We start from the raw sequence: 23,720 nt of genomic DNA on the forward strand, positions 1-23,720 counted from the left end.
CGGGCGGAAAAGGTCATGAGGGAAGGGGCGATCTCCATCGTGCTGGCGGGCGATCTGGTTCTGGATGAACCCGATGGCGCGTTCTGGCTGGCGGGGATCGCCCCGGCTTTGCAGGCGGCGGACCTTGCCGTGGGGCATCTGGAAGTGCCCCATACCGCGCGCGGCGCGGAAATGCAGGGCGATGTGCCTGCCCCCGGCGCGCCGCCTGAAAATGTGGCGGCGATTGCCGGTGCTGGGTTCCACATGGTCAGCCTTGCCGGCAACCATATTGCCGATTGCGGCGCGGAAGGCATTGCCGACACGCTGGCCCTGCTGGACGCCGCCGGGGTTGCGGCAACGGGCGCGGGGCTGACTTTGGCGCAAGCGGCGCGGCCTGCGCTGGTCGTGCGTGGCGGGCGGCGCATCGGGCTGTTAAGCTATAACTGCGTCGGCCCGGAAATGGCCTGGGCAACCGACAGCCGCGCCGGCTGCGCATGGCTGCGGATCGAAACGCCCGATGGCGCACCGATTGCGCCCGCCGCCGATCTGGTGCGGTTGACGGATGAGGCTGTGGCCGCGCTGCGGGCTGATATCGCCGCGCTGCGCCAGCGGGCCGATTTCGTGATGGTGGCCCTGCACAAGGGTATTGTTCACACGCCCGCGCGGCTCGCCTCGTATGAGAGGGCATTGTCCCACGCGGCCATCGACGCCGGCGCCGATGTGGTGATCGGCCATCACGCCCATATCGTGCGCGGCATCGAATTTCATCGCGGCAAGCCGATCTTCCATGGTCTTGGCAATGGCTGTGTCGTGACCAGCGCGCTCAGCCCGGCGCAGGATCATCCTGCGCGGGCGGAATGGGCGCAGCGGCGCAAGGCGCTGTTCGGGTTTGAACCTGACCCTGCCTATACGCTGGCTCCATTTCACCCGCAGGCGGTGAACGCCATGCTGGGCCGCGTGGTGTTGCACGATGATGGCCGGATAGAAGCGGGGATCATTCCCGTGGACGTGCTGCCGCCCGGCAAGCCGGTGCTGGCGCATGGGGCCCGCGCGCAGGAAATCGCGCGCTATATCGAAGATATCACGCTGGCGGCAGGCCTGCCAGCAATCGCCATTGCAAAAGACGGGATAATACAGAACGGGATGGGGCAGGGATGAGCGTGTGGAGAACCGCCGTAACGCTGATGGGCGGCGTGGCGCTGATCGCGGCGACGGCGACAGACACCATAGCGGTGATTGGCCGCCATGTGGGCATGCCGGTGCATGGTTCGATTGAACTGGTGCAGGTGGCGGTTCTGGTGGCGGGGTCGCTGGCAGTTCTGGTGGCCACGGTCGCAAATGGCCATGCCAAAGTGCATCTGCTGGTTGACCGTATGGGCGATAGTGCGCGCGGTGCGGTGGACCGCATCGGGTCTGCGCTGACGGCAGTGTTCTTTGCCGCGCTACTGGCGGGGTCGGTCTGGCTGGCGGCGGATTTGTGGGCCGCGCACGAGATCAGCGAAGTGGTGGGCGTGCCATGGCGCTGGATGCGCCTGTTTGCCAACATTGCTTTGGGCGCGACCATTATCGTGCTGGTGCGGCAGGTATTTGCAGGTCGCGCGCGCTGATGTTGGCATCACCTGAAACCGGCATCATCGGTGTGCTGATCCTGTTTGGCCTGCTGCTGGCGGGCTTGCCGATTGGCGTGGCGCTGGGTTTGGTCGGCCTTGGTGGACTGGCGCTGGTGCTGGGTGCCGAAGCCGCCGTTGTCAAAGGCGGGGTTGTCCTGATCGACACCATGACCCGCTATGAATTGGGCACATTGCCGCTGTTCATGTTCATGGCGCACCTGTTCTTCAGCTCAAACGCCAGCCGAGACCTGTTCGATGCGGCGGCAAAGATGATCGGCCACCGCAAGGGCGGCCTTGCCTATGCCTCGGTCGCGGGGTGTGCCGGGTTCGGGTCCATCAACGGGTCCAGCCTTGCCACGGCCGCCACCATCGGCCTTGTCGCCCTGCCCGAAATGCGCAAACGCGGCTATTCCGATGCGCTGGCCACCGGCACCGTGGCGGCGGGTGGCACGCTGGGGCAGATGATCCCGCCTTCGGGCGCGTTGATCGTGTTTGGCATCATTGCCGAACAGTCCATCGGCAAGCTGTTCACCGCCGCCATCGTGCCCGGCATCACGCAGGCGCTGCTCTATTGCGTGGTGATCTGGATTGCCGTGCGCCTGCGCCCGCATATTGCTCCTGCCAGCGAACGCGCGACATGGGCTGAACGGGGACGCGCGCTGGCGCGCATTGCCGATATGGCAGTGCTGATTGGCGGCGTGATTGGCGGCATTGCGCTGGGTTGGTTCAGCCCGTCGGAAGCCGCCTCCATCGGCGCGGCGGGGGCGCTGGGCATTGCTGCGTGGCGTGGCCGACTGAACCGTCAGATGCTGATGCAGGCGTTTGACGAAACGCTGCGCACCAGCGGCATGATCCTGATGGTCATCATCGGCGCGCTGATCTTTTCGGTGTTCGTCAGTGTGACCGGGCTGACCGATGCGGTGGGCGCATGGGTTTCTGGGCTTGGCCTTGGCACGGTGGCGACGCTGGCGCTGGTCGCGCTGATCCTGCTGGTGCTGGGTTCGGTGCTGGACGGGCTTGCGCTGATGCTCTTGACCACGCCCATCCTGCTGCCGGTGGTCGAAGGTGTGGGCATGTCGGCCATCTGGTTCGGCATCTTCCTGTGTCGCGCCATGGAGATCGGCTTTGTCCACCCGCCTTTGGGGATGAATCTGTTCGTCATTCAGGGCGTGGCCAAGGACGTGTCGATCAATCGCATTTTCAAAGGCGTGCTGCCGTTTCTGGCCAGCGACCTGTTCCACCTTGCCCTGTTGATCCTGTTCCCGGCGCTGGCCCTTGGCCTGCCCGAACTGCTTGGAAACTGATGATGATTGCATCGCTTGGCCCCGGCCTGCCGCACGATCTGCTGGACGCCACCGGGCGTTACGCAGGGCCGCTCGGCTGGAACATCGACCGCCCAACCCCGCAGGCCGACCAATGGCTGGAAAGCAAGTTTCCATTGTGGACCCGTTCGGTGCTTCAGGACTGGGCCGATGGCGCACTGGACCATCTGGATGCGGTGGTGTTTTCGCGCGCAGACGATGCCTGCCAGCGGCTGTATTACTACGCCTGCGAACTGCAGCGCGGCGGCGCGTTGCGCGGGCCTGAGCCGCTGATTGCCGACATTGCCAATGTCGTGCGCCCCGGCAGCGATCTGCGCACTGAAACGGTCTTGCGCAAACTGGCCGCGCGGCTGGGTGTGGATGATGCCGCGCTGGAAGCCGGGATTGCCCGCATCAATGCCCGCCGGGGCAATTCCGCGCCCTCTGCGGCCGCTGGCAAAGTCTGCCTGATTACCGGAAGCCCGCCGCCCGATCTGCGCTTGCACGCCATGGTGCAAAGCGTGGGCTGGAACCCTGCCGGGCTGACGCTGGCGCAAGTCTGGGCCGATCTTGGCCCGGTAGTCGATAATGGCACCGGCAATCCTTTCGCTGCCCTTTCCCGCCAGCTTCAATCGCGGCAGACCGGGCCGCGCGGGTTCTTTGATCGCGCCGCCGCTGTGGCGGATCAGGCGCGGCTTGCCGGGGCCAGCGCCGCGTTGCTGTGGCTGATGGAAGAAGACGACACCACGGTCTGGCACCTGCCCGCCATGCGCGATGCGCTGCGCGCCATGGGCCTGCCACTGCTGGTCGCCACGCGCCGCGATTGGCGCGCGAACGATGGTATCGCCAGCGAACTGACCGATTTTCTGAAGGGTATTTCCGCATGAAGCCGCTTTTGGGCCACCGCGTTGCCGTGCTGGGCAACATGGCCGACCGCGCGCTGGCACGCTTTCTTGCTTCGCTGGGGGCGGAACTCGGTGGGCCAGTAGAAGGCGCGTCGTTCATCATCGACGACATTGGGCTGGGTGGGCTGGCTGGCGTATCCATTCCTGAGAGCGCGGTGCATGTTTCGGTCACCGCCTTCGGTTCAGGCGGGCCTCGATCAGCCTGGCAGGGGGGCGAACTTGTCGCCTCAGCCATGGGCGGGGCCTTGCGCGTGACGGGCGAGCCTGGCCTGCCGCCGGTCAAGGAAGCGGGCGATGCCTGCATCTTCCACGCCGATATGGTGGCCGCATCCGGCGCACTGGCGGCGCATTATGCGCGTGGCAGCCATGGGCGGGGTCAGCATGTTGACGTTTCGGTGCAGCAGGTTGCCTTCAGCCGCAATTTCAACGGTGTGCTGGTATGGCAGTTCGATCAGCGCAAACTGGCGCGGGTCGGCGGATCGCTGGCCTATGGCAAGGCCACGGTAAGGGCGATCTGGCGGCTGGCCGATGGCTGGTGCTTCCATTCGCTGATGACTGGCCGCCTTGGCGCACCTGCCAATCAGGCCCTGTCCGACTGGATGGACGATGCGGGCGTGCCCAACCCGCTGGCAGGGACCGACTGGCTTTCCTACAACCGTTCCACCCTTCCGGCAGAAACCCGCGCCGTATGGGAAGCGGCCATCGCGGCGTTTTTCCTGTCGCGCACCAAGCATGACATCGCCACCGAAGGGCTGCGCCGAGGCATCAACGCCTGCGTCGCCAATGAACCTGCGGATGTGCTGGCCGATCCGCACCTTGCCGCGCGCGGGTTCTTTGATACCGGGGATGGACTGCCTGATCGTTTCGCCACGTTCCGCGAAGGCCGCGCGCAGATTCCCGCGCCCGCTATTCACACCGGCCCGCGTCCGGGGCCGCTGTCGGGCGTGAAAGTGCTGGACTTTGCCTGGGCGCTGGTCGGGTCCATCACCACCAAGACGCTGGGCGATCTGGGGGCAGAAGTGGTCAAGATCGAAACCCGCACCCGGCCCGATCTGGCGCGGCTTGACGTGCAGGTATCGGCCTCGAAGCCGGGTAACTGGGACGACAAGCCATGGTTCGCCCACCTCAATTCATCCAAGCGCAGTGTCTCGCTCAACATGAAGAAGCCTGAGGCGCGCGAGCTGATCGATCCGCTGATCGACTGGGCCGACGTGGTGGTGGAGAACTTTTCCCCCGGCACGATGGCAAAGCTGGGGCTTGGCTATGACGATCTTGCCGCGCGCAATGCCGGCATCGTCATGGTGTCGGGCAGCGTGTTCGGTCAGACCGGGCCATTGGCGCAGGAATGGGGCGTGGATGGCACCGGCGGCGCGCTTTCGGGTCGCACGTTCCTGACCGGGTGGCCGGAACGCGATCCGGTCATCCCCGGCGCGGTGCCTTATGGCGATGTGATCGTGCCTTATGTCATGGCGGCGAGCGTTGCAGGTGCGCTTCAGCACCGGCGCGAAACTGGCCGCGGCTGCCATATCGACGCCTCGATGTATGAGATCTGCGTGCAGCAGATGCGCGATTATCTGGCCATGGCCAAGCGCGGGGAACGTCCGCAGCGCACTGGCAATGCCGACGCCCGCCTGTTCTGGCAGGATGTGCTGCCTGCCGCTGGCGATGATCGCTGGGTGGCGATCACGTGCGCGACCCAGGCTGACCATGCCCGTCTGCTGGCCCTGACCGGGCCGGACGTGGCCGCATGGACCGCCGTGCGCGAAGATCACGCCATCGCGGCGCAGTTGCAGGCCGCCGGTATCGCCTGCGGCGTGGTGCAGGATTGCGAGGATATGATCGAACGCGATCCACAGCTTGATGGGCGTGGCGCGCTGGTCACGCTCGATCATCCGCTGCTTGGCCCCTTTGGCCACATCGCCACGCCACTGCGCTTTTCGCGCGATGCCTTCACCCCCTTCCGCGCGCCGGGCATGGGTGAACATGTCCATGATGTGGCGCGCGACATCTGCGGCCTTTCCGATGCCCGCATTGCCGAACTCGAACAGGCAGGAGTTTTCCAGTGAGCGCCGCCCAAACCGCCGCCTCCGGCCAGCGCAGCCGCAAGGATCTGGCCTGCACCGCCGCCGCCAGCGCCTATCAAAAGCAGTTCGGGGCCGATCTGAAGCGCCGCGTGGTGGACGAAGGCGAACCCTTTGCCATCGTTCAGGCCGACACCCCGCACGAGATTTTCCATGTGATGGATATCCCGATCATCACCAACCAGTGGTGGTCGGCCTATATCTCGGCCAAACAGCTTTCGAACCACTATTTCGAAGTGATGGCGCAGGCGGGATATCCGAAGAACAGTTGCAAATACTGCTCGCTGGGCCTTGCCTGCACGCTGGCCAACGATCCCAAGACCGCGCCGTGGGGCGGATTGCCCAAGCCCACCGTGCTGGTGGCGCGGATGACCTGCGATTGCATTCAGCATGTCTTCGGCAAATGGGCCAATGCGCTGGGCAGCGAATTTTTCCCGATGGAAGCGCCCGCGTGGGAACACAAAGACCCGCGCTGGTTCGCCCATTCGCGCGATCAGTGGGACGCGGTTTACGAACCCGACCGCATTGCCCGCATGGTCGATGAAATGCGCGATCTGATTGCCTTGCTGGAAAACCGCACGGGCCGGAAATTCGACGAGGCGAAGCTGCATTACCTGATGGAGCGTATCAACGAACAGGAAGGCTATATCTGGGAAGCGGCGCAGGCCATCGGCAATGCGCGGCCCTGCCCGGTGTCGATTGCCGAACAGATGCCCAACACCATGATCCCGCAATGGCATCGCGGGTCTGACTGGGCGGTGGCCCATGCCAAACGGTTCCGCGATGAAGTGATGGAACGTGTGGCCGCAGGCGCGGGCACAGCGGCGAACGAGAAGATCCGCCTGATGTGGATCGGCGCGGGCGTGTGGCACGATCCCGGTTTTTATCAGGCGCTGGAAGAACGCATGGGCGCGGTGTTCGTCTGGTCGATGTATATGCCCTTTGCCGGGCCGCAATATATCCGCGAAGTGCAGGGCCGCCCGATGGAGGCGCTGGCCAGCCGCGTCTGTTCGATGAATGAGGTGCTGCACCTGCCGCCGTGGATGAATGGATGGATGACCAGCGAGGCCGAACGCTGCGGCATCGACGCCTGCGTGGTGCTGCTGCCGCCTGAAAACCGCCTGTCGCAATCGGGCACGAAACTGACCGCGCAGGCGCTGGAAGCCGCAGGCGTGCCGGTGCTGATGATCGATGCTGACATGGTGGATGCGGGCAATTGGGACCATGACCGCATGGTGGGCATGGTGGCGGACTTTCTGGTGAAGCGGGGGCTGGCGTGAGGATCGTCGCGCTTATTCTGGCACTGTTACTGGCGGCCTGCGCCCGGCCCGCGCCGCAAGGTGTCACCGTGCTTACTTATGCTTCGCCCTACAGCCCCAGCCATCCGTTCAGCAAAGCGGATCAGACGTGGATGAAATTTGTCGAAGCGCGGTCCGGCGGACGGTTGAAGATCAAACCGTCATGGTCGGGTGCGCTGCTTTCGTCCGATATGTCGATGGAGGAACTGCGCCATGGCGTGGCCGATATCGGCCTGATTACGCCTATTTATGTGCGCGGCGGCACCCATCTTATCCGCATCCAGTCGGGCTTCTATTCAGGCGCTGACAGCCCGGAATCGCAGGTCGCGCTCTATCGCTGCATTGCCGCTGCCAGCCCGCAGATTGCCCACGAACTGCACGGGTTGAAAGTGCTGGCGGTGCAGGGCGGCACGCTGCCCGGCCTGGTCACCACCACCCGCGCGATCCACAGTCTGGATGATCTGAAAGGCCTGCGCATCCGCGCGCCGACCGAACTGCTGGCCGTGCTGGATTCGCTGGGTGCCGACCCGGTCAACATGCCGATGGGCGAGGTTTATTCGGCCCTTGCCAAAGGCGTGATCGATGGCGTGATTGCGCCTGCCGACACTTTCAAGTCTCTGCACTTTGCCGAAGTTGCTGGGCATTATTACGATCTTGCCGTGCCGCGCGGCGCCTATCCGGCCCGTGCGATGAACACCGCCCGGTTCAATGCGTTAAGCGCGGACGACCGCAAGGTTCTGGAAGAAGGCGTTGCCGTATGGGAAGCCGCGCTGGCCGATGAAGTGCGCGCCGCAGTGGACAAGGGCACGGCAGAAGCCCGCACCAACAACGTCGCGTTCACCACCGCATCGCCCGCCGATCAGGCCCGGTTCGAGGCCATTTACTTGCGTGATTCCGAACGCAACGCCCGCGGCCTTTCGCGCTTCGGCATTGATGGCCTCGCCGCATTCAAGGCCGCGCGCAGTGCCGTTACCGGCAAAGACCGCATTTCCTGTGGGAGCCAGACATGAAACACGCCTTGCTATCTGCCGCCGCACTGGCCTTGTGGGTAAGCCCTGCCGTGGCCGCTGATCCCGCCCGCCAGATTGGCGCGCCTGCCGGAACTGGCGGCCAGCCCGCCATCGCACAAGCCCGCGCCGATGCGCCCGGATACACCGTTTACCACCCCGTCACATGGGGGCCTGAACCGCTGCCACTGGTGCTGTGGGGCAATGGCGGATGCCGCAACAACGGCTTGTCCGCCAGCCATTTCCTGCGCCAGATCGCCAGTCACGGTTATGTGGTGATCGCCAATGGCGCTCCGGCAGAAGAGCGCCCCGTCCAATCCGCGCTGCCGCCCGCCAACGGGCCACGCCCCACCGGCTCAGCCCCGCCGCGCGCCACGCCTGATGAAACACAGGTCAGCCAGCTTCTGGCCGCCATCGATTGGGCGAGCGGCGCGGGCGATCTTGCATCCCATGTCGATTTTGCCCGCATCGCCGTGATGGGGCATAGCTGCGGCGGGCTTCAGGCGCTGGCCGCTGGGGCCGATGCCCGCATCAAAACTGTCGTCGCGTTCAACAGTGGGGTCTACATCCGCGCCGGATCGGGGCTTAGCGGGGTGCATATCCAGAAGCAGGATCTGGAAAAGCTGCACACCCCGGTTGCCTATATCCTTGGGGGCCCGGACGATATTGCCTATCCCAATGGCAGCGACGATGTGGCGCGCATCGGCCATGTACCGGTGTTCTATGGCAACCTTGGTGTTGGCCATGGCGGCACGTTCCAGCTTGCCGATGGGGGTGATTATGGCCGTGTCGGCGCGGCATGGCTCGATTGGCAGTTGAAAGGCAGCAAGACGGCAGGCGCGATGTTCGCCGGGCAGGACTGCAGCTTGTGCAAGGACACCCGCTGGACCGTGGTTCGCAAACAATTTCCGGAGAATCCATGAACCTTCCCCTCTCCGGCATCCGCATTGCCGATTTCAGTCATGTCATGGCCGGGCCTTACGCTTCGCACCTGCTGCGGCTGATGGGGGCGGAGGTTATCAAGATCGAACCGGTAAAGGGCGATGGCTTTCGCAATTACGGCGCGGACCGTCGCTATGATGGCCTTTCGCCTGCGTTTATCGCTGCCAATGCGGGCAAGAAATCCATCGCGCTCGACCTGAAGGATGAAGCAGACCTTGCCATTGCCCGCGCCATCATTGCGCGATCGGACGTGGTGCTGGAAAACTTCCGTCCCGGTGTCATGGCGCGGTTGGGACTGGGCTATGACGCGGTGCGCGAAATGGTGCCCGACGTGATCTATTGCTCCGTTTCCGGCTATGGCCAGACCGGGCAGCATCGTGACTGGCCCGCCATTGACAATATCGTGCAGGCCACCAGCGGCATGATGATGTTAAGCGGCGCAGAAGGCGATGCACCGGTGCGGGTGGGCTTTCCCATCGTGGATACCTTGACCGGGCAGACCGCCGCCATGGCCATACTTGGCGCGCTGATGCAGCGTGAACGCGGCAATGGTGGTAGCCAGATCGACGTATCCATGTTCGACGCCAGCCTTGCCTTCATGACCTCGGCCCTGACGCCGTTCCTTGTCACCGGCCAACCGATGCAGCGCATGGGCAACACCGGTTACAGCGGCCTGCCCACCGCATCGATGTTCAACGCATCGGACGGGCGCGAAATCTCGTTGGGCGTGGTGCAACCGCCGCAATTTGCGGCCCTGGCGCGTGAACTGGGGCGGCAGGACTGGCTGGACGATCCGCGGTTTGCCACGCCCGACGCTCGCCGCACCAATTTTGACGCGATGCATGCCGAACTCTCTGCCGAATTTGCCCGCCTGCCAGCGGCGCAATGGGAACGGCGGTTGAGCGATGCGGGCATTCCCTGCGGCATGGTGCGCCGAGTGGACGAAGCCGCTGCGCTGGCAGGGCCAACCGCGCTGGTCAATCTGACCGTGCCGGGCCTTCCCGATGAAGCGGTGCAGATACCCGGCGCTGGTTACAGCGTCGCCGGGCAGGCCAACCCTGCGCCCGGCGCGCCGCCCCGGCTTGATGCCGACCGGGCGGAAATCCTCCGCTGGCTGGAACAGGAACCTGACGCATGATGCGCACGATCATTACTGCCAGCGCCGCGCTGGCGCTGGCCTTGCCTGCCGCCGCGCAGGCCCCGGTGCAACCGCCGCGCACGGTGGAAGGGCAACTGGCGAGCGGAGCGCACTGGAAAGCGCTGGTGCCCGCAAACTTCAATGGCCGCCTGCTGGTGTGGAGCCATGGCTATTCCCCGCGCATCGACCCGCCCGAACCCGCGCCTGCGCAATACCGCGACCTGCTGCTGCAACGCGGTTATGCGCTGATCGCGTCGGATTATGGCGCAGGCGGATGGTCGCTGGAACAGGCCGTCCCGGCGCAACGCGCGGCGGTAGAAGCCTTTGCCGCGCGTGAAGGGCGCCCGGCGCGTGTGCTGGCATGGGGTTCGTCCATGGGCGGGCTGATCTCCACTGCGCTGGCCGAACAGGACAAGCCCGCCATCGATGGCGCACTGGCAATGTGCCCGTCCATCGGCGGGGCCGTGGGCATGATGAACATGGGGCTGGACGGCGCGTTCGCCTTCACCACGCTGGTCGCGGCCAATTCGGGCCTTTCGCTGGTCAATGTGGCGGACGACATGGCCAATGGCCGCAAGGCGCAAACCGCGCTGGACGCCGCCCGCACCACCCGCGAAGGCCGTGCGCGTCTGGCGCTGGCGGGCGTGCTGGGCGGCATTCCGGGCTGGACTCGTGTGGACCGTGCAGAACCTGCTGTCGCCGATTACGAAGCGCAGCTTGATGAAATGGCCGCGACCTTCGTGATGGGCACGTTCATGCCCCGTAACGATCAGGAAGCACGGGCGGGCGGCGTTTTTTCATGGAACACCGGGGTTGATTACGCCCGCCAGCTTGCGCTTTCAGGACGCCGCGCCATGGTGGAAGCGCTCTATGCCAAAGCAGGCCTCAGCCTTTCGGAAGACCTTGCCGCGCTGGCAAAGGCCCCGCGCATTGCGGCAAAGCCTGCTGCCGTGCGCTACATGATGGCCAACTACACGCCCAACGCAAAGCCGCGTGTGCCGTTGGTTTCGCTACAGGCGGTGGGCGATGGGATGACATCACCCTCGCTCCAGCGCGCTTATGTTCAGACTGCACCCGCCGCCATGGTGCAGGGCTTGTGGCACAATGGCGCAGGGCACTGCCGCCTGCCAGCGGCACAAGTGCTTGCTGCGATTGACCACCTTGAAGCGCGGATCGACAGCGGCAAATGGGCTGCGCGCCCGCCGCAGTTCGTGGACCACACGCCCGCGCCCATGCTGCGCCCCTGCACGCGCGGCGGGAAGTGCCGCTGATGCAAGGGCGCGCGCGCTGTGTCAGTCGATCCCCTTCTTCTCGATGGTCCAGCCCGGCACCACGCACAGGCGGCAGTTCGCGCCCTTGAATGTGCGCTCCGCCGCCATGTCGCTGCGCAATTGCCATTCCAGCCAGTCCAGCGAAAGGGCCGCCACCGCGCCGCCATTTGCCGTGCGGAAGGTGCCGCCATGACCTACCGGCAGGCTGACCATGGCGGCGGGGACATGGGCGATGCGGCGGTAATCGTCGGTGCCGTTGGGCCATGCCACATCGTCCGGCCCGCCCAGGACATACAGGACCGGGGTGTGGAATTTGGCCAGCAGGCTCTTGTCCACGCTCATGCCCGAAATCGGGTTGGTGCCGTCGGTAAACACGCCGCTGTTGTGAACGATGACGGCGCGGATGCGCGTGTCGGCGGCGGCCTGAATGGCTTGCAATCCGCCGCAGCTGTGCCCCGCCACGGCCACCGCGTTTGCATCGATCCGCCCGTTCAAAGCGCTGCCCTTGCGCGTGTTTTCGGTCATGGCCCAGTCAAGGCCCGCCAGCACATCGGCGGTGGTGGTGGCGACCGGGGGCAGCTTGCCCGTGGCGGCATCCGGGCTGCGTGGTGCGGGCTTTGCCGTAGCGCCCGGCCCGCTCAACACCCGGCCCGGCGCGATCACCAGATAGCCGTGGCTGGCAATTTCCAGCAGGTGCTGGCGCGCGCTGGCGCCATCGTCGCGGCACCCGCCATTGCCCCACACCAACACACCCAGCTTGCCCGCCCTGGCAAGGTCGGCAGGACGATAGATCACATGGTTGGCAAGGCCTGGATCTTCCACCATCACCGCTGCAAACGGTCCCGTGCCCGGCCCGTTGGGCATCGCATCATAGGCTGCGCGGGCGGCGTCGCTGTCCTGCGCCATGGCACCTGTGGGCAGGGCCAGGGCCAGCGCACAGGCAAGGCCTGCCGCAAGATTGGTTATTGGGCGCAAGGCATCCTCCATCATCGTTTTGCTTTGTGGGAAAGCCGCAACCTGATGGCGAATCGACACCAACGCAAGCCCTTGCATTGGCATTTTCACCGCAACGCCGATTCAAAATGCCTCGCGGTTTATGAATATGGCTGAAAATCGATAGAAATCCGCCATTCCTGAAGTCTGGCGCCCTTTATGCAAGCGCTTGCGTTATGCGTCATACGCAGCTAACCTTGGGCCAACACAACAAGCATAAACGTCTGGGAGATTGTCTTGATCCATACCGTGCTGGCCACTGGCGACCTTGCGATGGATCGCGACGATTATGATGCCTGCTTTGCCGGTGCTGCAGACACGTTGCGCGCGGCAGATATCGTGTTCGGCCAGCTTGAAACCAGCTTTGCGGAAAAGGGCGTTCGCCTGCCGCAGGCCCGCCATGCCGTGCTGGCCAAGCCCGAAGGTGCCGCCGCATTGGGCCGCGCCGGGTTTGACGTGATCTCGATGGCAGGCAACCATGTGATGGACTGGGGGCATGAAGCCTTCTTCGAAACGCAGGCCCATATCCGCAGCCATGGCATGGATGTGGTGGGCGCAGGCGCCAACATTGCCGAGGCGCGGCGCCCCGTCATCCGCACCCTGGCCGATGGCACGCGCGTTGCCTTCCTCGCCTATTCCAGCATCCTGCCGCATTCCTACTGGGCCGATGAACGCCGCCCCGGCTGCGCCCCGATGCGCGCTTTCACCGTGTACGAACAGATCGAACACGATCAGCCCGGCACGCCCGCGCGCGTCCACACCTATCCCCACCGCGAAGACCTTTCTGCGATGGAAGCCGACATTCGCGCGGCAAAGCAGCAGGCCGATGTGGTGCTGGTGTCGCACCATTGGGGCATCCATTTCGTCCGCGCGGTGATTGCCGATTATCAGCGCGATGTCGCCCGCGCCGCCATTGCCGCCGGTGCCGATGCCATCTTCGGCGGTCACGCCCACATCCTGAAAGGTTGCGAACTGATCGACGGCAAGCCGGTGTTCTATTCGCTGTGCAACTTCGCCACCGATCTTGCCATGGACGAAGCCCACGCTGCTTCCAAAAGCTTCAACGAAATCCGCGTTCTGGCAGAGGAATGGGAACCGGATTTCGAAAGCCTCTACAACTTCCCCAAAGCCGCCCGCCTGTCGATGATCGCGCGGCTTGAAATTGCAGGCGGCAAAGTGCTGCGCGCCGGCCTGCTGCCGCTTGTCATCGGGCGCGACGCTGTGCCGCGCCTTGCCGCGCCGGGCAGTGAAGACCATGCCGCCGTGGTCGATTACCTGTCTGCCGTGACGCAGGAAGCAGGCCTGAACGCCCGCTATCGCAACGATGGCGACATGGTGCTGCTGGAGCAGGCGGCGTGACTGCGCGCCGCGTATCCTTCCCGCTGGAAGGCTTCGTCTTCCTCTATCTGCTGGCCTATCTGCCCAACGTGATCGTGACCAAGCTGGTCACATCGACCCCGCACCCCGGGCTTGGTCGTCCGCTGACCGGGCTGGAAACGCTGCCCGCATCGCTCATCATCAACATGGTGCTGACCTGGGGCTTCATCTGGCTGTCGGGCTGGCACCGCGATGCCAACAAGATTGCCGTGGGGCCGGTGCGCGTGCCGTTTCCTACGCGCTATACCTTCCTTTCGGGCATCGGCACCGCGCTGGTGCTGTTCACCGTGCCGCTCAGCTTCACCATCCCCGATGTCAGCATTCCGTTCATCCAGTTGCTGATGCGCGGCGATATTCTGATTATCGCGCCGCTGGTGGACCTGATGTTCGGCCGCCGGGTGCGCTGGTGGAGCTGGACCGCGCTGGGCCTTGTCCTGTTCGCGCTGGTCATCACCCTGTCCGACCGGGGCGGCTTGAACCTGCCGCCGATCGCCATCCTGACGGTGGTGCTTTACACCGTGGGCTATTTCCTGCGCCTGTTCGTGATGACCAAGGTGTCGAAAAGCGGCGATCCCGCTTCGGTCCGGCGCTATTTCGTCGAAGAAAAGATGATCGCCCTGCCGATGTCGGTGGTGATCCTTGGGGCCATTTCGGCCAGCGGCATCGGCGGCCAGTCGGGCGAACTGTCGTGGGGCTTCATCGGCGTGTGGGGCGATCCGGTGCTGGCCGATCTGTTCTGGATCGGCGCGACGCTCACGGTCATTTCCGTCCTTGCCATCATCATCCTGCTCGACCCGCGCGAGAACGCTTATTGCGTGCCGCTGGAACGTGCCGCCAGCCTTGTGGCGGGCATTGGCGGGTCGGTGCTGCTGGCGTGGTTCTGGGGCCTGAAGATGCCCCGCTCGGCTGAACTTGCAGGAGCCGCCGTGCTGGTCGGGGCCATCGTGCTGCTGTCGCTGGCCCCGCGCCTGTCCGCAGCCCGCGCCCGTGCGCTTGAGGCTCGCAGCGAAACCACCTGAACACTTTGCCCGGCCTCACAGGGTGGGCTGGTTTTCGTAATAACGAGGGAGAGAAAACATGGGGATCATCAATCGCACGCGGCTTGCCCTGCTGGCCGGAGGCGCATTGGCCGCCTTCACGCCGGTCATGGTTCAGGCGCAGGACGCGCAGGCCGATACCACAGCCGAAGATCAGGCGATCATCGTCACCGGCAGCCGCATTCGCGGCATCGAACCGGTGGGGTCCAACGTGATCGCCATTGGCGCAGACGACATTGCCGCCGAACCGGTCACGTCCACCAACGATCTGCTGCGCCGCGTGCCGCAAGTCGTCTCGCTGGGGGCAAATCGCAATGGCGGCAGCGCGCAGAACGGCGCGGCCAATGCCACGCGCGGCGCTGGCATCAACCTGCGCGGTATTTCCACCAATGCTACGCTGCTGCTTTATGATGGCCGCCGCTTCCCGCCACAGGGAACGCAGGGGCAATATACCGATCCGTCCGTGCTGCCCGCCATCGCGCTGGAACGGGTCGAGGTCGTGGCCGATGGCGCATCGGCGGTCTATGGGTCGGATGCCATTGCAGGCGTCGTGAACTTCATCCTGCGGCGCAATTTCGATGGCGTGGAATTGCGCGCCCGTGCCGGCATGGCTGAAGGCGGTTATACCGAAAAGCAGCTCGCCGGCATTTTCGGGCGCAAATGGGACACCGGCTCCGCCATGATTGCGGCGGAATATACCCACAACAGCGCGCTTATGGGCACCGATCTTGATTTCTATCAGGATGACAACCGCGCACGCGGCGGGCGCGACTTGCGCGTCACAAATTGCGATCCGGGCACCATCACCGTCGGCGGAAAGACTTATGCCATTCCCACCGGCGGCGTCACTGCGGCCAATGTCGGCTCGCTGGTGGCGGGCACGGCCAACAAGTGTTTCTACAACGCCTATGACACCGTCATCCCCGAACAGCGCCGCTACAACGTCACTGCCGCGCTGTCGCAGGATATTGGCGATAATGTGCGCCTGTTTGCCGATGGCTTCTATTCCTATCGCAACGGCACCATCGCGGGTCTGACCAATATCAGCGCCACTGTGCGCAACACCAATCCGTTCTTCGTCTCGCCCATGGCCGGCGCCACATCGCAGACGGTCACATGGTCGCTGGTCCCCACCAATGGCGGGCTGGATTACAATCCCTATCGCGGGGAATCGTGGAACATCGCCGCCGGGATCGAGGCCAAACTGGTGGGCGATTTCAAGGCGACCGCCTATTACGCTCACGGCGAATCCGAAGACGTGGCCGACCGCCGCATCGGCGTGAACACCGCCGCGCTCAACGCTGCCCTTGCCGATACCAATCCGGCCACCGCGCTGAACGTGTTCGGCGGCCCCAACAACCCCGCCACCATCGCCAAGATCCGCGACAATCTGTTCGTCATCACCGGGCGCACCCGGCTTGATGTCGCCAACTTGCAACTGGACGGATCGCTGTTCGATCTGCCCGGCGGCGCGGTGCGCGTGGCGCTGGGCGGGGAATACCGCGAAGAATACACTTATACCGATCTGCTCAGCGGGCAGGCCGCCACCGCGCGCAGCGTGAACGATGCGGGCACCCGCAATGTAAAGGCGGTGTTCGGTGAACTCTATGTGCCCATCGTCGGCAGCGGTAACGCCATGCCCGGCATCGAACAGCTTTCGCTGTCCATCGCGGGTCGTCACGAGAAATACAGCGATTTTGGCAGCACCACCAATCCCAAGATCGGCCTGACGTGGAAGCCGGTTGAGGCGGTTACCCTGCGCGGCAGCTATGGCACATCGTTCCGCGCGCCCACCTTTACCGAAGTGTCGACCATCGCAGGCGGGGCGGGGCTGTATTACGATACGCTGCCCGGTGCTTCGGGCAACCAGACGGGCATCGGCATTGCAGGCGGCAATCCGGGGCTGAAGCCCGAAACCGCAACCACATGGTCGGTCGGCGCCGAAGTGCGCCCGCTTCAGGGTGTGCGCGTGTCGCTCACCTACTTCGACATTGATTACAAGGACCAGATTCAAGCCTTGCGCGGCACGCCCGGCATCCTCACCAACCCGCTATACGCCTCGTTCGTAAAGCTGAACCCGACGCAGGCCGAAGTGAATGCGCTGATCGCGTCGGGCCTGCCCATCAACAATGTCATCAACGCCAATGCGGTTTCGTTCATCGTCGATGGCCGCCGCCAGAACCTTGGCCGGTCGCAAGTGCGCGGCATCGACTTTGGCGTCTATGCCAATTGGGAAATGGGCGCAGTAAAGTTCGATGCAGGCGTGCAGGGCACTTACTACACCAAATATCTGTTCCAGGCCGTGCCCGGCGCGGTTTCGTCCGATGTGGTGGGCCTGATAAACTTCCCGCAAAAGTTCCGTTCGCAGGCCGACATTGGTGCAAAAGTCGGTATCTTTTCGGGCCGTCTGACGTGGAACCATCTGGCGGGTTACACCAACACCACGGTCACCCCGTTCCAGAAGGTCGCCAACTACGACACCTTCGATCTGGGTCTGAATGTGGAAGTGAACGAACGGTTGCGGCTGGGCTTTGACGTGCGCAACCTGCTGAACGAAGATCCGCCGTTTGTTGATACGACGCGCGGTTACGATGCGCAGTCGGCCAACCCCATTCCGCGCATGTTTGCGATGAACCTTGGGGTGAAGTTCTGATGGCGGCGCTGCTTTCGCTGCTGGCGGCGGCGGCGGTTTCCACCGCATCGCCGGGCGATTGCAGCGCCCTTCTGGGCACGGCGGGCGATGTGGTGGTGGACCGTGCCACCGCCATTCCCGCCGGGTCCGCTTTTCGCCCCGATGATACGCGCACGCCCTACAAGGCGCAGCCAGTATCCGCGCCGTTCTGCCGGGTTGAAGGGCGGATCGAAGGGACCATCGGCGTTGAACTGTGGTTGCCGATGCAGTGGAACGGGCGTTTGCTGGGCGCGGGCGTGGGCGGCGATGCGGGCATTTTCAATTACCTGGATATGAGCCTGCGGGTGGGGCAAGGCTTTGCCACCGTCACCACGGACAGCGGGCACAAGGCGACAGATGCGCGCTGGATGCGTCTGCCCAAAGCGCGCACCGATTACGAACATCGCGCCGTCCACCTAACTGCCGTTGCGGCCAAGTCCTTGACCGCCAGGTTCTATTCCCGCCCCGTATCGCGCAGCTACTTCACCGGCTGTTCGGGTGGCGGGCGGCAGGCCTTGAAGGAAATGCAGGTCTATCCCGGCGATTACGATGGCGTGATTGCGGGCGCGCCGGGGCCGAACATGCCGTTGCAATCGGTGCGGATGATGTGGTTTGCGCTGGAAGCGCAGCGCAATGCCGGGGCCGCGCTGAACGATGCCGACTGGTCGCTTTATGAACAGCGCGTCACCGCCGCGTGTGATGGGCTGGATGGCGTGACCGATGGTGTCATCACCAACCCTTTGAAATGTAATTTCAAAACCGCCGTGCTGCTATGCAAACCGAGGCAAGGCCAAGGCTGCCTGTCCGCGCCCAAGCTGCAAATGCTGAACGCCGTCATATCGCCCATGCGTGATGAACGGGGCGTTGCGATGGACCGCGGCCTGTTCCCTGCCGTCCGCACTCGCCCCGGCCCGCCATCGCCCCTGTTGCGCGCGATGTGGGCCGATGCGGTCCATGATGATTCCGATTGGGATGCGCTGACGTTCCGCCGCACCGCCGACCTTGCCGCCGTGAATCGGGTGATGCCGCAGTTACGTGCTGATTCTACAGGCATTTCTCCATTCATTGCGGCGGGCCACCGGGCGATTATCTATCAGGGGTGGCAAGACCCTTCGACCAATGCCGGGCCGACGCTCGACTACTATGGCGCGCTGGCGCGGGATAATGGCGGGATTTCAAGGCTTTCCGAAGCCGTTCGGCTGTTCATGGTGCCCGGAATGTATCACTGCCGGGGCGGCCCCGGCGCAGACAGTTTTGGCGCTTCGGGGCATCAGCCGGGGTCTGAAGATGGCAGTACCGATATGCTGTGGGCGCTGATCCGCTGGGTGGAACACGGCATTGCGCCAGAGCGGATTGTGGCCCGCAAGGTGGCCGAAAAAGGCAGCTTTACCAGACCATTGTGCGCCTTTCCCAAGGCTGCGCGGCTGAAAAAACAGGTGCGTCCTGAAACATACCTGAACGACACCTATGATGAGACGGACTGGACCTGCGAGGAAGATCCCGCGTTGTTACAATGGCCTGCAGCCAAGTTCGCGCGATGATGGAAACGGTCAGCGATATCCTTGCCGCGCACATCGCGTCTGCCACATGGGACAGCCTGCCCGAACCGGCGCGCGATGGCGCCCGCCGCGTCCTGCTGGACGCGACCGGGGTTATCTTCGCCGCCAGCGGCCTGTCGCCTGAAGCGGCGCCGTTCATCACCCTTGCCCGCGCCAACGGTCCCGGCCCTTGCGCCATTCTGGGCACCACGCAGCGGGTGCAGCCACTGGGCGCGGCGCTGGCCAATGGCGCGCTGGCCCATGCCGTGGATTATGAAGATGCGTTCGACCTTGCGCCTGCCCACCCCAACGCATCGCTGGTGCCGGTGCTGCTGGCGCTGGCCCAATCGCAAGGCCCGGTGGATGGCCAGCGCTTCCTGACTGCGCTGGCGGTGGGGGGTGATCTGGCCTGCCGCATCGCGCTGTCGCTGCGCCAGCCGATGGAGCAGGGCGGGTGGTATCCGCCGCCGATTGTCGCCGCATTTGGCGCGGTGGCCGGTGCCGCCAACCTGCTGGGCCTTTCGCCTGAACAGGTGAAGGATGCGCTGTCGCTGGTGCTGTGTCAGGTGACCATGCCGGGTGAGATCAAGTATAGCCAGCGCACCGTCTTGCGTGCCGTGCGCGAAGCATTTCCGGCGCAGGCCGCGCTGACCGCCGCCCTACTGGCGCGCGATGGCGTGGCCGGGTTTGAAACCCCGCTGGAAGGCAAGGCAGGGTTCTTCGCGCTTTATGCAGGCGGGCAGTTTGACCCTGCCGACCTGACCGACGGGCTGGGCAGGCATTACTGGGGCGCTGAATTGACGTTCAAGCCCTGGCCAAGCTGCCGGGGCACGCATCCGTTCATCGAAATGGCGCTGGATTTGCAGGCGGCGCATGGGTTTGCCGCCGCCGATGTGGCGCGCATTGCGGTGCATGTTGACGATGTGCAGGCCATGCTGGTGGAACCTTTGGCGCGCAAACAGGCTCCGGCTGTGGTCATTGATGCCAAGTTTTCCATTCCGTTCACCACCGCGCTGGCGCTGGTGCGCGGCGGGGTTAAGCTTGATGACTTTGGCCCGCAAAGCCTTGGCGATACGCAGATTCTGGCGTTGGCGGCAAAGATTGCGCCCGTGGCCGATGCTGCGCCCGCGTGGGCACGCGGGGTGGGCGGGGCGATGGCCATCGACCTTGCCGATGGCCGCAGTTTGCGTGCGCAAGTGGACAATGCGCTGGGCTGCCCGGCCCGGCCGTTATCAGATGCTGCGCAACGGGCAAAGTTCATCGATTGCCTGTCGCGCGCCGCGCGTCCTGTGGCGCAGCGCGAGGCCGAAGTGCTGGCGCAGGCGATCCTGACGCTGGATCAATCTGCGGATGTCGGCGCGCTGTTTGGCTGATACCTCTCTCTTTGGACGGTTCACGCAGGCCCGCTACTGCGCCACGTAAGATGCCGATAATTCCATGCGATAGGAGAGGTCATGGCGCGCTTTACGGACAAGGTGGTGATCGTAACCGGGGCGGGGTCCGGGTTGGGGCTGGCCACGGTGCAGCGGCTGGCAGAAGAAGGCGCCAAGCTGGTGCTGGTGGACCTGCGGCAGGACTGGCTGGAAGCCGCGCGCGACAGCCTGCCCGCCGGTAGCGATGTGACGCTGGTTCAGGCCGACGTGGCCGATGAAGCGCAAGTGCAAGCCTATGTCGACAAGGCCATGGCCGCCTATGGCCGGATTGACGGCTTCTTCAACAATGCCGGCATCGAAGGCCGTCAGAACCTGACCGAGAATTTCGGGCGCGAAGAATTTCAGCGCGTGATCTCGATAAACCTTGATGGCGTGTTCTTTGGCATGGCATCAGTGCTGAAAGTCATGCGCGAACAGGGCTTTGGCGCAATTGTGAACACCGCATCGGTTGGCGGCATTCGCGGTGTGGGCAACCAGAGCGGCTATGCCGCGGCCAAGCATGGCGTGGTGGGCCTGACGCGCAATTCCGCGGTGGAATACGGCATCTTCGGCGTGCAGATCAACGCCATTGCGCCAGGCGCGATCATGACCGCGATGGTTGAAGGATCGCTGCGCCAGATCGGCGGCGACAACTGGGAAGAAGTGGGCCGCCAGTTCGTTTCGGTAAACCCGATGCAGCGCTTTGGCCGCCCGGAAGAAGTGGCCGCGCTGGTGGCGTTCCTGTTGTCAGGCGAAGCGCCCTTCATCAACGGCGCGACCATCCCCATCGATGGCGGGCAGTCCTACAAGTATTGATCGGGCGATCCGCAGCCTGAGTTTGAGAAAGCACGTCGCCTCGGACTTGATCCGGGGCGACGTTCAAAACTCGGCCCGGATTTCCACTCTTCGCTGGCTTTGCCATGGCAGACCGTCGGCTTCGGCGTCGTCGGTGGGTTGGGCACCGGTCTGGGCGCGGGTTTCCACTGTCAGACCGGGGAGCAGGCGGCGCAGGGTTTCGGCTATGGCTTCGGCGCGTTCGGTGGCAACTTCCGGGCGTTCGGCAAAGGTTTGGCCGCTGACCGTTTCGGGCGTGGTGGCGGCAAAGCCTGTGACCACCAGCGTTTTCGGCCTGGCGGCGCGTATCCATGTGACGGCATTGTCGATCAGCCAGTCATCGTATTGATAGACAAGGAAATCGCGGTCAAATTCGAAATAGACCGGGAAGGTTCGCGCGGCATAGGGGCCGGGCGGCACCGGGCGCGCGACGGATGATGGTGCGATGTTGCGGCGGGGCAGGGTGAACTTGCGGCCGGGAAAGCCTTCTGCCGGAATAACATGGCGGGTGCACGGCGTATCCAGCCGCGATGTGCGGACCGGATCGAGCACGGCTGCGCCGCAGGGCTGGGCGCTTTCCGCCGATACCTTGCCTTCGACCAGCATGGCGTAATTCCAGTCCGGCTTGTACGGGCTTTGGCTGACGTCCCAGCGGTGGCCGGTTTCGCGGTCATCAGCCAGCCAGCAGCCGGATTTCTTGCCGGAATCCGTATCGCGATAAACCGGGCAGGTGACGAAGCGGACCAGATCGCCGGTTTGTGCGGCGTGGGCGGTGGTGGTGGCGCACAGCGCCGCAAGGACTGCCAGCTTTTTCACAGCACGCTCATCAGGTTGACGAGATCCTGCTTCTCCTGCTCGGTATAGCCGATGGAGTAGCGACGCTCGTAATAGTCGACCACGCCGCGCAAATCCCTGGCAAGGCCGTTGGAGAAATAGGGCGCGCGGGCGGACAGGCCGCGCATGGATTGCAGGGTGATCTTGCCCACGTCTGCGCATTTGCCCGATGTCAGCGCGAAGCCCGGATCATAGGTGTAGATCATCTTGCCATAATGCGGATGCGGGCGTCCGGTGCAGGTGACGCGGAACAGCGGCAGGTCGTCCCACGGATCGGCAAAGGGCAGGGTGGTCGTGCCAAGATCAACCTGTCCCGGTGCCACGTCGTTGCCCATCTGGCTCATATTATGGCAGAAAACGCAGGAGTTGCGGACCGGGTTGCCAAAGCCGATGCGCGAATTGATGCCCGCGGTATCGGTGATGAGGAAGGTCTTGTCGCGGAACACCTTGGCCCCGCGCGCCACCGATTGGCGAAAGGCCAGTTGCTGGGGGCTGAGCTTTGCCGCATCGGCAGGGGCGATCTTTTCCCAGCCGGAAAATTCGGACCAGACGGGCTCGCCAATGGAACCCAGCGCGCCCGGTTCGCTGTCACGCAGGCGGGCAGGGCCAGCCTTGGCCCCGGTGGTGTCCACCGCGCCGCCGGATTTGCTGATCTGCATGGCGGTATAGATGCGCAGTTCAAAGTCCTGCAATTGCTGGCGCTGGGCAGGGCTGAGCTTCTTCAGCATTTGCAGGTGCGTGGCGGCGGCATCTTCCATCTGGATGCGCAGGCTGCCCGCGCGGTTATCGGCCATCAGGTTGCCCGATTGCGGCTTGCCATCGTCGGGGTCCAGCGGCAGCGCATAACCCTGCTTGGGATCATAGGGGAAGCCGACGGCCAGCAGATACTTCATGTTCGCCACCGGGCGCGGGCGGCGATAGACCGAAATCTTGCCATTGGCGGGGCCATAAAGCGGGCCGGAATTGCAGCCATTGGGATCGCGCACGACATCGATGGTGAAATCGGGCGTGATAGCTTTGCCGTTGAATGTCTTGGCGGGCCACGGGCGTTCGATGCGGATCAGCCCGCGATCGAGCAGCAGCGAATGGCTGGCGCGCTGGTCTTGCGGCAGGGTGGGACAGTTCGACCCGTCATAGGCGGCGAACAGCGGGTCTTTGCCGCCGGTGCGGTCCCACTGGCGGCGGGCGCTTTCGGCAGACAGGCTCATCGCGTCCGCCGGTTGGTGGCAGGTGACGCAGGCGCGGCCATCGGGACCAAGTGGGGTGAAGAACGGATGGCCTTGGGTGTTCAGCGGCCCGCCGACCAGCAAAGTGCGCAGGGTGCCGTTTTCGTTTTCATAATCGAGCGTGGCGGGGAAAGTGCGTCCCTCGCCCGGCGCCCACCAGCGATCAGGGGTTTCCCCGCCGCGCGCGCCGACCGAAATGGCAACGGCAAGCGCGGCGAGGGAAAGGAGGAACGGCTTTCGCGGGAGGATGTGCATCGGCCGTCCCT

At 64.4% G+C, this 23,720-nt stretch carries 19 protein-coding genes; 16 read left to right on the forward strand and 3 right to left on the reverse strand.

Annotation, left to right across the window (positions count from 1 at the left end; translation table 11 throughout):
* Window positions 1-15 precede the first annotated feature (15 nt).
* Genes OVA07_RS18485 through OVA07_RS18530 form a run of 10 tightly spaced genes read left to right on the forward strand, consistent with a single transcriptional unit; the run spans window position 16 to window position 11,532 of the window.
* Entirely contained in the window at window positions 16-1,137 is a 1,122-nt protein-coding gene (locus OVA07_RS18485) for a CapA family protein (protein ID WP_268173159.1), read from the forward strand.
* Window positions 1,134-1,586, forward strand: a complete 453-nt coding sequence (locus OVA07_RS18490; RefSeq protein ID WP_268173160.1) for a TRAP transporter small permease — start codon at window positions 1,134-1,136, stop codon at window positions 1,584-1,586. The genes OVA07_RS18485 and OVA07_RS18490 overlap by 4 nt, the downstream gene beginning before the upstream one ends.
* On the forward strand, window positions 1,586-2,893 hold the full coding sequence (locus OVA07_RS18495; protein WP_268173161.1) for a TRAP transporter large permease: 1,308 nt from the start codon (window positions 1,586-1,588) through the stop codon (window positions 2,891-2,893). The genes OVA07_RS18490 and OVA07_RS18495 overlap by 1 nt, the downstream gene beginning before the upstream one ends.
* A complete protein-coding gene (locus OVA07_RS18500; RefSeq protein ID WP_268173162.1) occupies window positions 2,893-3,777 on the forward strand; it encodes a hypothetical protein in 885 nt (294 codons plus the stop codon). The genes OVA07_RS18495 and OVA07_RS18500 overlap by 1 nt, the downstream gene beginning before the upstream one ends.
* Window positions 3,774-5,861 carry a CaiB/BaiF CoA-transferase family protein gene (locus OVA07_RS18505; RefSeq protein ID WP_268173163.1) on the forward strand — a complete coding sequence of 696 codons (2,088 nt, stop codon included), beginning with the start codon at window positions 3,774-3,776 and terminating at the stop codon, window positions 5,859-5,861. The genes OVA07_RS18500 and OVA07_RS18505 overlap by 4 nt, the downstream gene beginning before the upstream one ends.
* Complete coding sequence (locus OVA07_RS18510) at window positions 5,858-7,156, forward strand: 2-hydroxyacyl-CoA dehydratase subunit D (protein WP_268173164.1); 1,299 nt, start codon at window positions 5,858-5,860, stop codon at window positions 7,154-7,156. Before OVA07_RS18505 ends, OVA07_RS18510 begins: the two co-directional genes overlap by 4 nt.
* The gene (locus OVA07_RS18515) at window positions 7,153-8,184 is read left to right on the forward strand and encodes a TRAP transporter substrate-binding protein (RefSeq protein ID WP_268173165.1); all 1,032 of its coding nucleotides are present in this window, start codon (window positions 7,153-7,155) and stop codon (window positions 8,182-8,184) included. The genes OVA07_RS18510 and OVA07_RS18515 overlap by 4 nt, the downstream gene beginning before the upstream one ends.
* Window positions 8,181-9,104 carry a hypothetical protein gene (locus OVA07_RS18520; RefSeq protein ID WP_268173166.1) on the forward strand — a complete coding sequence of 308 codons (924 nt, stop codon included), beginning with the start codon at window positions 8,181-8,183 and terminating at the stop codon, window positions 9,102-9,104. Before OVA07_RS18515 ends, OVA07_RS18520 begins: the two co-directional genes overlap by 4 nt.
* Window positions 9,101-10,261, forward strand: a complete 1,161-nt coding sequence (locus OVA07_RS18525; protein WP_268173167.1) for a CaiB/BaiF CoA transferase family protein — start codon at window positions 9,101-9,103, stop codon at window positions 10,259-10,261. Before OVA07_RS18520 ends, OVA07_RS18525 begins: the two co-directional genes overlap by 4 nt.
* Complete coding sequence (locus OVA07_RS18530) at window positions 10,258-11,532, forward strand: alpha/beta hydrolase (protein ID WP_268173168.1); 1,275 nt, start codon at window positions 10,258-10,260, stop codon at window positions 11,530-11,532. Before OVA07_RS18525 ends, OVA07_RS18530 begins: the two co-directional genes overlap by 4 nt.
* 21 nt (window positions 11,533-11,553) lie before the next feature.
* On the opposite strand, the gene OVA07_RS18535 is transcribed toward OVA07_RS18530, so the two are convergent.
* Window positions 11,554-12,567 carry a hypothetical protein gene (locus OVA07_RS18535; RefSeq protein WP_268173169.1) on the reverse strand — a complete coding sequence of 338 codons (1,014 nt, stop codon included), beginning with the start codon at window positions 12,565-12,567 and terminating at the stop codon, window positions 11,554-11,556.
* Between the two features lie 195 nt (window positions 12,568-12,762).
* On the opposite strand from OVA07_RS18535, the gene OVA07_RS18540 reads away from it, so the two are divergent.
* From OVA07_RS18540 to OVA07_RS18565, 6 genes are all read left to right on the forward strand, one after another.
* Complete coding sequence (locus OVA07_RS18540) at window positions 12,763-13,884, forward strand: CapA family protein (RefSeq protein WP_268173170.1); 1,122 nt, start codon at window positions 12,763-12,765, stop codon at window positions 13,882-13,884.
* Window positions 13,881-14,921, forward strand: coding sequence for a hypothetical protein (locus OVA07_RS18545; protein WP_268173171.1), 1,041 nt, complete (start codon window positions 13,881-13,883; stop codon window positions 14,919-14,921). The genes OVA07_RS18540 and OVA07_RS18545 overlap by 4 nt, the downstream gene beginning before the upstream one ends.
* A 58-nt stretch (window positions 14,922-14,979) precedes the next feature.
* On the forward strand, window positions 14,980-17,592 hold the full coding sequence (locus OVA07_RS18550; RefSeq protein ID WP_268173172.1) for a TonB-dependent receptor: 2,613 nt from the start codon (window positions 14,980-14,982) through the stop codon (window positions 17,590-17,592).
* Window positions 17,592-19,151 carry a tannase/feruloyl esterase family alpha/beta hydrolase gene (locus tag OVA07_RS18555; protein ID WP_268173173.1) on the forward strand — a complete coding sequence of 520 codons (1,560 nt, stop codon included), beginning with the start codon at window positions 17,592-17,594 and terminating at the stop codon, window positions 19,149-19,151. The genes OVA07_RS18550 and OVA07_RS18555 overlap by 1 nt, the downstream gene beginning before the upstream one ends.
* On the forward strand, window positions 19,124-20,521 hold the full coding sequence (locus OVA07_RS18560; protein WP_268173174.1) for an MmgE/PrpD family protein: 1,398 nt from the start codon (window positions 19,124-19,126) through the stop codon (window positions 20,519-20,521). The genes OVA07_RS18555 and OVA07_RS18560 overlap by 28 nt, the downstream gene beginning before the upstream one ends.
* 81 nt (window positions 20,522-20,602) lie before the next feature.
* A complete protein-coding gene (locus tag OVA07_RS18565; RefSeq protein ID WP_268173175.1) occupies window positions 20,603-21,376 on the forward strand; it encodes a glucose 1-dehydrogenase in 774 nt (257 codons plus the stop codon).
* Between the two features lie 63 nt (window positions 21,377-21,439).
* Here the strand turns inward: OVA07_RS18565 and OVA07_RS18570 are convergent, their stop codons facing one another.
* Entirely contained in the window at window positions 21,440-22,210 is a 771-nt protein-coding gene (locus tag OVA07_RS18570; RefSeq protein WP_268173176.1) for a hypothetical protein, read from the reverse strand.
* Window positions 22,207-23,709: a hypothetical protein gene (locus tag OVA07_RS18575; protein ID WP_268173177.1), complete on the reverse strand. Its 1,503-nt coding sequence runs from the start codon at window positions 23,707-23,709 to the stop codon at window positions 22,207-22,209. The genes OVA07_RS18570 and OVA07_RS18575 overlap by 4 nt, the downstream gene beginning before the upstream one ends.
* Window positions 23,710-23,720: the final 11 nt, after the last annotated feature.

The organism is Novosphingobium sp. SL115 (genome assembly GCF_026672515.1).
GTDB lineage: Bacteria > Pseudomonadota > Alphaproteobacteria > Sphingomonadales > Sphingomonadaceae > Novosphingobium.